General features: G+C 54.7%; 11 protein-coding genes. 4 read left to right on the forward strand and 7 right to left on the reverse strand.

What is annotated here, in order from left to right; translation table 11 throughout:
- Positions 1 to 1,400 (forward strand): aldehyde ferredoxin oxidoreductase C-terminal domain-containing protein (locus tag Q8Q07_02285; protein MDP3879120.1); only part of this gene is annotated, 1,400 nt, incomplete at its 5' end.
- A gap of 108 nt (positions 1,401 to 1,508) precedes the next feature.
- Here the strand turns inward: Q8Q07_02285 and Q8Q07_02290 are convergent.
- The 4 genes from Q8Q07_02290 to Q8Q07_02305 form a co-directional block, all read right to left on the reverse strand.
- Entirely contained in the window at positions 1,509 to 2,003 is a 495-nt protein-coding gene (locus Q8Q07_02290; protein ID MDP3879121.1) for a hypothetical protein, read from the reverse strand.
- Between the two features lie 130 nt (positions 2,004 to 2,133).
- Positions 2,134 to 2,673: a hypothetical protein gene (locus Q8Q07_02295; GenBank protein MDP3879122.1), complete on the reverse strand. Its 540-nt coding sequence runs from the start codon at positions 2,671 to 2,673 to the stop codon at positions 2,134 to 2,136.
- A gap of 250 nt (positions 2,674 to 2,923) precedes the next feature.
- Positions 2,924 to 3,418: a hypothetical protein gene (locus tag Q8Q07_02300; protein MDP3879123.1), complete on the reverse strand. Its 495-nt coding sequence runs from the start codon at positions 3,416 to 3,418 to the stop codon at positions 2,924 to 2,926.
- Between the two features lie 131 nt (positions 3,419 to 3,549).
- Positions 3,550 to 4,044 carry a hypothetical protein gene (locus tag Q8Q07_02305; GenBank protein ID MDP3879124.1) on the reverse strand — a complete coding sequence of 165 codons (495 nt, stop codon included), beginning with the start codon at positions 4,042 to 4,044 and terminating at the stop codon, positions 3,550 to 3,552.
- Positions 4,045 to 4,285: 241 nt separating this feature from the next.
- Here Q8Q07_02305 and Q8Q07_02310 point away from each other — a divergent pair, with 241 nt between their 5' ends.
- On the forward strand, positions 4,286 to 4,975 hold the full coding sequence (locus Q8Q07_02310; GenBank protein ID MDP3879125.1) for a TIGR01906 family membrane protein: 690 nt from the start codon (positions 4,286 to 4,288) through the stop codon (positions 4,973 to 4,975).
- On the opposite strand, the gene Q8Q07_02315 is transcribed toward Q8Q07_02310, so the two are convergent.
- Positions 4,956 to 6,092: a PQQ-dependent sugar dehydrogenase gene (locus tag Q8Q07_02315; GenBank protein ID MDP3879126.1), complete on the reverse strand. Its 1,137-nt coding sequence runs from the start codon at positions 6,090 to 6,092 to the stop codon at positions 4,956 to 4,958. The two genes, Q8Q07_02310 and Q8Q07_02315, sit on opposite strands and share 20 nt — an antisense overlap.
- A 155-nt stretch (positions 6,093 to 6,247) precedes the next feature.
- On the opposite strand from Q8Q07_02315, the gene Q8Q07_02320 reads away from it, so the two are divergent.
- Both Q8Q07_02320 and Q8Q07_02325 read left to right on the forward strand, forming a co-directional pair.
- Positions 6,248 to 7,033, forward strand: a complete 786-nt coding sequence (locus tag Q8Q07_02320) for a head GIN domain-containing protein (protein ID MDP3879127.1) — start codon at positions 6,248 to 6,250, stop codon at positions 7,031 to 7,033.
- Positions 7,034 to 7,096: 63 nt separating this feature from the next.
- On the forward strand, positions 7,097 to 7,552 hold the full coding sequence (locus tag Q8Q07_02325) for a GNAT family N-acetyltransferase (GenBank protein ID MDP3879128.1): 456 nt from the start codon (positions 7,097 to 7,099) through the stop codon (positions 7,550 to 7,552).
- 14 nt (positions 7,553 to 7,566) lie between these two features.
- Here the strand turns inward: Q8Q07_02325 and Q8Q07_02330 are convergent, their stop codons facing one another.
- Together Q8Q07_02330 and Q8Q07_02335 are read right to left on the reverse strand one after the other, a co-directional pair.
- Complete coding sequence (locus tag Q8Q07_02330; protein ID MDP3879129.1) at positions 7,567 to 8,667, reverse strand: DUF763 domain-containing protein; 1,101 nt, start codon at positions 8,665 to 8,667, stop codon at positions 7,567 to 7,569.
- Positions 8,668 to 8,729: 62 nt separating this feature from the next.
- The gene (locus tag Q8Q07_02335; protein ID MDP3879130.1) at positions 8,730 to 8,963 is read right to left on the reverse strand and encodes a zinc ribbon domain-containing protein; all 234 of its coding nucleotides are present in this window, start codon (positions 8,961 to 8,963) and stop codon (positions 8,730 to 8,732) included.
- Positions 8,964 to 9,084 lie beyond the last annotated feature (121 nt).

Here is a 9,084-nt window from a genome sequence, read left to right on the forward strand (position 1 = left end):
CCAGCCGTGGCGGCGCCGGCGCCCTCATGGGGGATAAAAGGTTAAAGGCGATTGCTGTCCGCGGCACGAAGGACATCAATGTGGCCGATCCTATCCGATTTATGGAGCTATGCGACGGCATTATAGCCCGGTCGGAATGGGTCAGGGACGGGGTCTTTGAGGGGCGGGTCGCCATTGCCGGGTACGCCCGGAACGGGGACTACTACAACCGGAGCGGACTGACCACCCCCGAGCTTGAGCGGAAAATCGACGGCATACGCACCGTCGCCAAAAAGTTTATCCTGGAGAACAGGGACAGAGAAACCGGCTGCTACAACTGTGCGCAGCGGTGCCACCATACTTACCTCCGCCCCAATGACGGCGGGTATATGTACATCAAGTGCACCTCCTGGGGGGCGGCGACAATCGCCACCGGGCTGTTCGATATGGACTTCACCCTGGACTTCTATGATTTGATTGAAAAGTACGGTCTGGATAGCCTGGCGGTAGCTAATGAGGTCGCCTTCGCTATCGACCTTTACCAGAGGGGCATATTGACCGCAGAAGATACCGGCGGGATGCACCTGGAATGGGAGAACGCTGATGTCGCCCTCTGGCTGGTGGAGAAGATTACCCGCCGTGAAGGAATCGGGGATGTGCTGGCGGATGGCGTCTACTGGGCAGCAAAGCGCATCGGGCGGGGCGCCGAGGAATACGCCTATTTTGTCAAAAAGTATGACCCGCACCCATTCAAGAGAGAGGATAATGCGGCGCTCTGCGAGGCGATTAACGATAAAGGAGACTCGACCAAAGCCCTGGGCAGTACGCCCGATGCTATCTGGGCACGCCCGGACCGGGAAGCCTACATGAATTCGGAATTCTTCCCTTATCCCGAGGAGTTCAAGAAGTTCCTCAGGACGGAACCAGACCCGATGGCTGAGGACAGCGCCGGGGCGGTGGAGTTTATGACCTATAATGAGGAAACCTACGCTCTGGCTGACGCCATGGGTGAGTGCTACTTTTATGCCGGCCGCTATGCCTGGCCATCGATAAGCCCGCGCTCCCTGATTGCCGAACTTATTTCGGCAGCCACGGGCATGGATATCGATGAAGCCAGAGCCACCGGGATTGCCAGAAGAACAATCAATCTGGTACGAGCATATAACGTGAGAGCCGGTATGACCAGGCAGGAAGACATTTTGCCGGACAGGTATTTCAAGATACCCCGCCCCGCCGGGTCTAACTTCGTAAGCCGCGACCTGCTCAATAAGTGGGTGGACCGGTGGTATGAAAGAAGGGGCTGGGACAAAGAAGGTATCCCCGCCAAGAGCACTCTGGCAGAACTGGGACTGGACTACGTGATAGAGGACCTGGAACAGAGAGGGATTCTAGTGACACCGCCCCCCGTACTGGTGACTTAAACAGCGCTTTGTTAAATGACACATCAAACTGAACAACGCCAATCTGGTAAAGACAAGCCCTTAGCCAGTACTGGCTAAGGGCTTAATCAGTAACGGTATTCATCTTTCTTAGCTGAGCGGTACCAGACGCCACGTCCTCTGGTATACGTTCTTGGACAGCTTTGCCCGGTCTTCGGGTGAGAGCGGGATATCGACCGCATCCACATTGCACAGCTTCCTGAGGGCGGTAATGAACAGGGAATTCGAGGGCTGTGGATAAATCTTGATCCCCCGGCTGTTCAGGTAACGAGCCATCTCTATCATAATCATGTCAACCCCGTCATATCTCACAATATCATCAGCCAGCTTTTTGACCTCGACTTTTGCGTAACCAATCCTGGTCAGATAGTCCCCGATCGCTTTGGTTACGGTGAAGGGGTCGCCCGGCGGGATTTTAAGCTCTTTCTGGACATCATCGAACAGCATTTCTGCCTTGCGCCACTTGGCTTTATCCAGGCGGGCTAATTCCTCCGGCGTGTTGCCAAACTCCTCGCCGAAAGCCAGCCAGGATAATCCCACCTCAAGGTTAAAAAGCTCAGACTTGACCTTTTCCGATATCGCCACAGTACCACCTCCTTGTTAGTGTTCAGGCTCCTGAAAAGGGGCTGGCCTGGATAAATTCCCCTTAGCTACCATCTCCAGGCAGAAATAACCCAGGCCAGTTCCCCGATACTCCTCAGGTCAATCCTCCACCCTATTTCATGGGTGAAAGCAGCCAGTACTCCCGTCCCCACATATCTTCATGCCACTCGCCCGGCTTCATCCAGCCATCCGGGGTCAGTGCCTGCACCTCTTTGGGCACAGCATCCCCGCGGATGATTTTCGCGTCTATTTTACAGAACCGGCGCAGGGCGGCGTGGAACAGGCTGGTGGACGGGTTGGGCGTAACCTTCATCCCCATTTCCCGCAAGGCCCAGGGAATGAGCGGCATCTCCACGCAGTTCTTCCAGTCACGGTACATTATGGTATCAGAGACCTTGCCAACCTGGTACTCGGCATAGTCGCTCTCCGTCAGGTAGTCGGCGACATACCGGCATACCGTGACGGGGTCAGTGGAGTTTAACGGCTTCTCTTTCACCACCTGGTCAAGGTGCAGGTCTGCCTTCCGGTCGACAACTCTGCGCATCGTCTCATTTGCTTTCTCGGAATCACCTACTTCCATCTGCCAGGCAATCCAGGCACAGAGGATCTCCCGGCGCTGCCACACCATACTCACTTTGTCAGGTAAAGGCATCTTATTTCCCTCCTTTATTATTTACCTTATCTATTTAAAAGACTGGATTTTTAATTACCAGCATAATTTAATAAACAGGTATCGACCTTATCGAAGATACCTAATACATCACCCCCTTTTTACCTGGTATTCAAAAGTAGGCTATACCACCCGGTATCACTTCGACCGGTACTCAGTAACACCCGTAATTGAGCGAAGTGAACGTGCTCCTCGCAATGACAAACCGAGAAGCGAGCTTGTTATGGATGAGCTAGTTTAGCGGCGAAAAGCGCCAGTACTCGCGCAGCATATCTTCCGGAACACCCTCCTTATGGTGTTCCGGCACCGGCAGACCCTCCGCCTGCACATTGCATAACTTCTTGAAAGCGGCAAAGAACAGGGCGGTAGAGGGACCGGGGTATACCTTAATTCCCATGCTGCGCACCACGGGAAGCATCGGTATCATCACCAGATTCCCCATATCATAGAGCACCTCGGTATCGGACACTTTATGGAACTGGATATTGGCATATCCGGCTTGCGTCAGGTAGTCCCCCAGAGCCTTAGCCACGGTAAAGGGGTCGCCCGGCGAGATGTTCAGCTTCTTCTGCAGCTCGTCAAACACCAACTCTCCCGTACGCCACTTGCATTTCTCCAATCGCCCCCGCTCCTCAGGCGTATTGGCAAACTCCTCATTCATGGCTTGCCAACCAAAAATCAGTTCCCTGGCGAAATACTGGGAATCAACCCACTCAGACATCGGCATAGGAACACCCCTCCCATTTCTTTAATCGTAAGATGATGAGAGATTGGCCTGAATAAGATTCCTCCATCCAAACTCCCGGGATAGATGACCCAGACCAATCCCTGCTGGTTTCTCTGCTGGAACTACCGGCCTTAGGTAAGGGGTGAAAGACGCCACATCTCCCGCCCCATGCCTTTCGGGGTTTTCGCCTTCAGGTCTTCCGGTACGGGGATATCTTCCGCCTTAACGTTGCACAGCTTCTTAAAGGCGGCGAAGAAGACCGTGGTTGAAGGTTCGGGAGCTAATACCTTGAACCCCCGGGCACGCACGTCATACAGTACAGGCAGCATAATCAGGTCGCCCATGTCATACATTATCTGGGTATCGGATACTTTATGAATCTCGATCTTGGCGTATCCGGTTGAAGTGAACCAGTCCCCTATTGCCTTGGCCACGGTAAAGGGGTCGCCCGCCGGGATATTCAGCTTCTTCTGCAGCTCGTCAAACACCAGTTCCCCTTTACGCCACTTGGCTTTTTCGAGTCGCTTCCAGTCCTCCGGTGAGCTGAACTCTTCACAGAGGGCTGTCCAACCGAGGTAGACCTCCCAGGCCATTAAATCTGATGAAACCTTCTCAGACAGCGCCATAGTACTTCCTCCTTATTGGTTAGATTAGCCCCTAGGTTAACTCATCTCCCGGTCAATGTCAAGCGTTTTCCAGGCATAATTACACTCAAAAATGGCCTTCCCCTACTGCAAAAGTTACAATCTTCCATACCCTCTGCTCAAGCAAGAGACCGGATAGCGGCGGCTATTTAGCGACTGAAAAGTAAAGGCGGTAAACTGTTCTTTTTAGCCTTGAAGGTGTAAAATCTCAATGAGGTGTAATTTGAAAGTTCCCGGTATTGCCGCCCGCTGGCTCTTTGCCCTGTGCCTGCCTCTGTTACTGGTTTCCACCGGCATCGGATGGCTGGTAAACAGTCCCTGGCTTTACCACTACGGGTTTGAGAAATACGGCGTCAGCCGGACCACCGGCTTATCCGGAACCGAACTGGACAAAGCCGCCCGGGGACTGATTGCCTACTTCAACTCGGATGAGGAATACATTGACCTTACTGTAATGAAGGATGACGAGCCTTTTGTTTTGTTCAACCAGCGCGAAGTGATTCACCTCAAGGATGTCAAAGGCCTCTTCCGACTCGACCATCAGATTTTCCTGTGGACGCTGACTTATGTTGTCAGCTACGGCGGGGTCAGCCTGTTATGGCGGAGGAGGAGATACTGGCCACAGCTGGCGCGGGGACTGGTTATGGGAAGCGGCTTTACCCTGGCACTGATGCTGACCATGGGAGCAGCGATTTTGCTTGGCTTCGACCAGCTATTCTTACAGTTCCACCTGCTCAGCTTCGCCAACGACCTCTGGCAGCTTGACCCGTCCCGCGACTACCTGATAATGCTCTTTCCCGCCGGTTTCTGGTATGACGCCGCCCTCTTTTGCGTCCTGGCAATAGCCGGCATGGCAGTAGTCCTTGGTGGAGTTGGATGGTACATGCTCAGACTCAGAGCTTCCCCGGATTGAGCCGGATTAGCTGGTCGTCTTCGGCGGCAGGCACGCCGCGGCCGTCCCGGTTGCTGGTGAGGATGTAGAGAAAACCATCAGGTCCAACGACCACATCACGCAGCCGCCCGAAGTTTCTCTCCAGGTGACGCTGCAATGTCACCCGCTCACCATCTAATACTGCCTTATATAAAGTCTGACCGCGCAGCCCTGCATAAAAAAGGGAGCCATCCAAAAAGGCAAGCCCGGATGGCGCCCAGGTCTCCCGCCCGCTGTGCAGCACCGGACTTTCCCGGCCAGAGGCGGACTCGTCGCCGCGGACCACCGGCCAGCCATAATTACGGCCCGCCTGAATCATGTTCAGTTCATCGGTGGCGCTGGAACCGTGCTCAACCTCCCAGAGCCTGCCCAGGCTGTCCCAGGCAAGCCCCTGGGGATTGCGGTGTCCCAGAGAATATACCGGGGAGCCGGGGAAGGGATTGTCCGGCGGGATTGAACCATCATCGTTAAGTCGCAGAATTTTCCCCGCCAGAGAAGAAATATTCTGAGCCGAATCAGGCTCAGCAGCATCGCCAGCAGTAATGTAAAGCAAGCCATCAGGGCCAAACTTGATCCGACCGCCGTTATGTACCGAAGCCGCCGGAATGCCGTCAAGGATAACCTGCTTATCAATAAGCTGGTTGCCTTCCTTTCTGAACCTGACCACCCTGTTGCTCAGTCCATCCTGTCCCTGATAGGTATAATAAACGTAAATAAAGTCATTGATGGCAAAATCCGGGTGCACGGCGATACCCAGCAGCCCACCCTCACCTCGATGGACCACCTCCTCAACCGTCAGCAGCGGTTCCGGCAACAAGCCCTGCTCAGCGTCCACCAGCCTCACTCTACCCGGCCGCTCGGTGAGCACAATGCTGCCGTCAGGCAGGAAATCAAGCGCCCAGGGTATTTCCAGCTTCTGGGCTAGAGACACCGCAAGCGGTGCGTCCTGCGGAAACTCCCCTCCCGGCGTCTGCCCCGTCGGAGGTACGGCAGGAAGGTCAGTAATCCGGCTGGCCCTGAAATTCCACCAGACCGCTATAACTAACAATGCCGCCAGAATCACCGCGCTTACTATGACCAGGCGGGACTTTCTGTTCATTGGCACAATCCCTCGTTTATTCAGGGGAACAAGAATATTATACCTTTCAACAGCAGGTTTCCGCTATTTTCATCACCATGGTTATTTTTACACTTTGCTTTTTCCGCAATAGATGTCATAATACATAAAAATCCACCGGGTAATTGGGGGATGATATGAAAGCTGTTATCCAGATGATATTGGCGGCAGTATTAATAGCGGTATTGCCGCTTGCAGGATGCTCGCCAGCCGGGCCGACCGGAATCATCATCGAGGAAAAAGATTTTACCGACTTCACCCGCGTTAGAGTCGAGGGTACCTTCACCATTGAAATAGCCCGCTCGGACACCTTCAGCACCACCATCAGCGCCGACAGCAGCTTTTTTGACTATGTCGCCGTTGACAAAGAAGGGGACACGCTGAGAATATACCTCAATCCACATCACACCTTTACCGATTTTACCCTGCAAGCCAGAACACTGAAGGCCAAAATCACCATGCCCGTACTGCGCGAACTGCAACTGGCCGGAGCCAGCAAAGGGACTATCAGCGGTTTCAACTCCACTGAAGACCTGAAGCTCAACATATCAGGCGCCAGTAACCTGAACACAAAGGATATTGAGGCGGACGGTGCTGAACTGGAAATATCGGGGGCAAGCGAGATCAACGGCAACCTGAACGCCGGTGATACCAGGCTCACCGTCAGCGGGGCAAGCAAGGTTACGATAAAAGGGGCCGCCAGCAATATTATCGTCGATGCCTCCGGCGCCAGCAAGATAGACATGGCCGGTTTTCCGGTTCAAAATGCCGACGTCACCCTCAGCGGCGCCAGTGAAGCGACCCTGAATATCAAGGGAGAACTGGACACGGTACTGCGTGACGCTTCCCGGCTCTATTTCCTGGGGAACCCAACCATGGGCAACATCAGTATCTCCGGCGCCTCAACCATAAAGCACAAATAGAATACGGGGTAAATACCTTATTTGATTTGATTGAAATCAAGACTACAGGGGGGGGAATTGACAATGCTCAGAATTCGCCAGGCGACCATTGAAGACGAAGGCAATATCTTTACCCTCTTCCAGCAGCTTCCGTCCCGGCAGGCCGGTGTGAGCCCGGCACACCAGCAGCGCTGCATCACTATCTTCCGGGAGGTGGTCAACAACGATGGAAAAGGGACTATCCTGGTAGCGGAAGAGGACGGCACTATGCTGGGGGTTATCACGCTATCATACCCCACGGCAATCCGCTGCGGGGGAATCTACACCAGCATTGAAGAATTCGTCGTCAGCGAGCAGGCGCGGGGCAAGGGCATCGGTAGCAAGCTCCTGGAAGCGGCCATTGCCGCCGCTACTGCCCGGGGCTGCTACGAAGTGCATGTAGGCAATCCCAGCACGCTGGGTTATCCGCTTTATATCAAGCAGGGACTGCAGGACAACGACAAACACCTCAAAATGAGGCTATCAGACACGGAGCAATAAACAGTGGTCAGCTTTTAACCACCAGCCGCCAACCTGTTGAGCCGGTGGAAGGCCTCGTTCTTCTCCTGGATACCCAGCTTGCTCTTGTTTATCGCTTTAGACAGCAACTTTATTGAGCGGTCGTAGGTCGGGCGGTCAACCGGGTAGGGAATGCCGTCCTTACCGCCGTGGGCGAAGCTGTAGCGGGCGGGGTCGCGGTAGCTTGGAGCTACCCCGTAGATCAGCTCGGCGATGAGGCTCAGGGCGCGGATAGTCTTCGCCCCCACCCCCGGCAGCCCCACCAGTTCTTCAAAATCGCCCGGCTGGCGCTCGTAGGCGCTGAGGATAATCTTGCTCAGGCTGTCCGGGTGGAGGTCGCCGGTAGTCAGATAATGGCGGGCGGGCAGGTCGAGGGTCTTTATCCGCTTCAGATCAGCCAGGACGGATTCCGGTTTAAGGGTAGTAGCGATTCCGGTAATGGTCTGGCGGGCAGGGTCGCTCTCCGCCGCCACCAGGTTCAGCGCCTGCCCTTTGGTATCGGACAGTATCGCCGAGTGCGGCTCATTGACAAAGCTGGTTACCGCCTCACCCAGCCAGTGGTAACGGCGGGCGTAGCGCGTATTTTCATTCATCCCCTGCTGCACCACCGCCCAGGAGCTGTTACGGGTAAAGATAAAGACGTGGTGGTAAAGCTGGTAGCCGTCCTGCACCGCTGAGCTGTCCACCTTGGCGGACATCCGGCTGGCATAGACCAGCGGCGCCGGATTAATTGAGATCAACTCTCCCCAGTTTTCCAGCTCCGCCGGAGTGCGCCGTGAAGTACGTCCCTTTCCCCCGGCGACAAATAGCCCCAGGTCCTGTTCCAGCCCCTTGATTCCTTCTTTGAGAGCGCCGCAAAGGGTAGTGGTCACGCCGCTGGAATGCCAGTCAAAGCCCAGGATACAGCCGAAAGCCTGGAACCAGTATGGGTGTGAGAGGCGTTTCAGCATCTCCTCGGCGCCAAAGTCGGCAACGATGGCAATCGTAATCTCGCGGGCCAGCCTGACCATACGCTGAAAAAGCCAGCGCGGGGCTTTACCGTAATGAAGAGGCAGATTGGCAATACCGGTGCGTGAGGGAACAGGTGAGGCTGACATCGCTTCCTTCCCCTGGAGATTTACTGCGAAAAGAACCGCCGGATTGAGCCGGAAAAGTCAACCTATATATGGCAGGTATCACAACTGGCGGCGCCGCAGCTTCCGCAGGCACTCCCGCCGCCCAGTGAAGCCGGAATGCCGCCATCACCTGTGGTGAAACAGGCGAAGGTAGACAATACCCGTTCCGCGCTTTTGTGGCAGTGAGGACAGTCAGCATCCTCCTCCGACTGGCTTAACGGACGTAACAACTCGAACTTCGAGTTACAGCAAGAGCAGAGATACTCATATATCGGCATCTTTCTCCCTCCACCATTATTTTAATCCTTGGCTCCGGGCAAGTCAAACACTTCTCTGACTGCGGTTCTGCATTTAGTTGGTTATATTTGTCATTGCGAGGAGTCCCGATGCAATCGGGAC

Source organism: Dehalococcoidales bacterium (assembly GCA_030698765.1).
Lineage (GTDB): Bacteria > Chloroflexota > Dehalococcoidia > Dehalococcoidales > UBA2162 > JAUYMF01.

Excerpts from the sequence above, each read along its gene's own strand:
- Q8Q07_02295 (MDP3879122.1), bottom strand. The coding sequence starts at position 2,673 with ATGCCTTTACCTGACAAAGTGAGTATGGTGTGGCAGCGCCGGGAGATC.
- Q8Q07_02300 (MDP3879123.1), bottom strand. The coding sequence starts at position 3,418 with ATGCCGATGTCTGAGTGGGTTGATTCCCAGTATTTCGCCAGGGAACTG.
- Q8Q07_02305 (MDP3879124.1), bottom strand. The coding sequence starts at position 4,044 with ATGGCGCTGTCTGAGAAGGTTTCATCAGATTTAATGGCCTGGGAGGTC.
- Q8Q07_02315 (MDP3879126.1), bottom strand. The coding sequence starts at position 6,092 with ATGAACAGAAAGTCCCGCCTGGTCATAGTAAGCGCGGTGATTCTGGCG.
- Q8Q07_02320 (MDP3879127.1), top strand. The coding sequence starts at position 6,248 with ATGAAAGCTGTTATCCAGATGATATTGGCGGCAGTATTAATAGCGGTA.
- Q8Q07_02325 (MDP3879128.1), top strand. The coding sequence starts at position 7,097 with ATGCTCAGAATTCGCCAGGCGACCATTGAAGACGAAGGCAATATCTTT.
- Q8Q07_02330 (MDP3879129.1), bottom strand. The coding sequence starts at position 8,667 with ATGTCAGCCTCACCTGTTCCCTCACGCACCGGTATTGCCAATCTGCCT.
- Q8Q07_02335 (MDP3879130.1), bottom strand. The coding sequence starts at position 8,963 with ATGCCGATATATGAGTATCTCTGCTCTTGCTGTAACTCGAAGTTCGAG.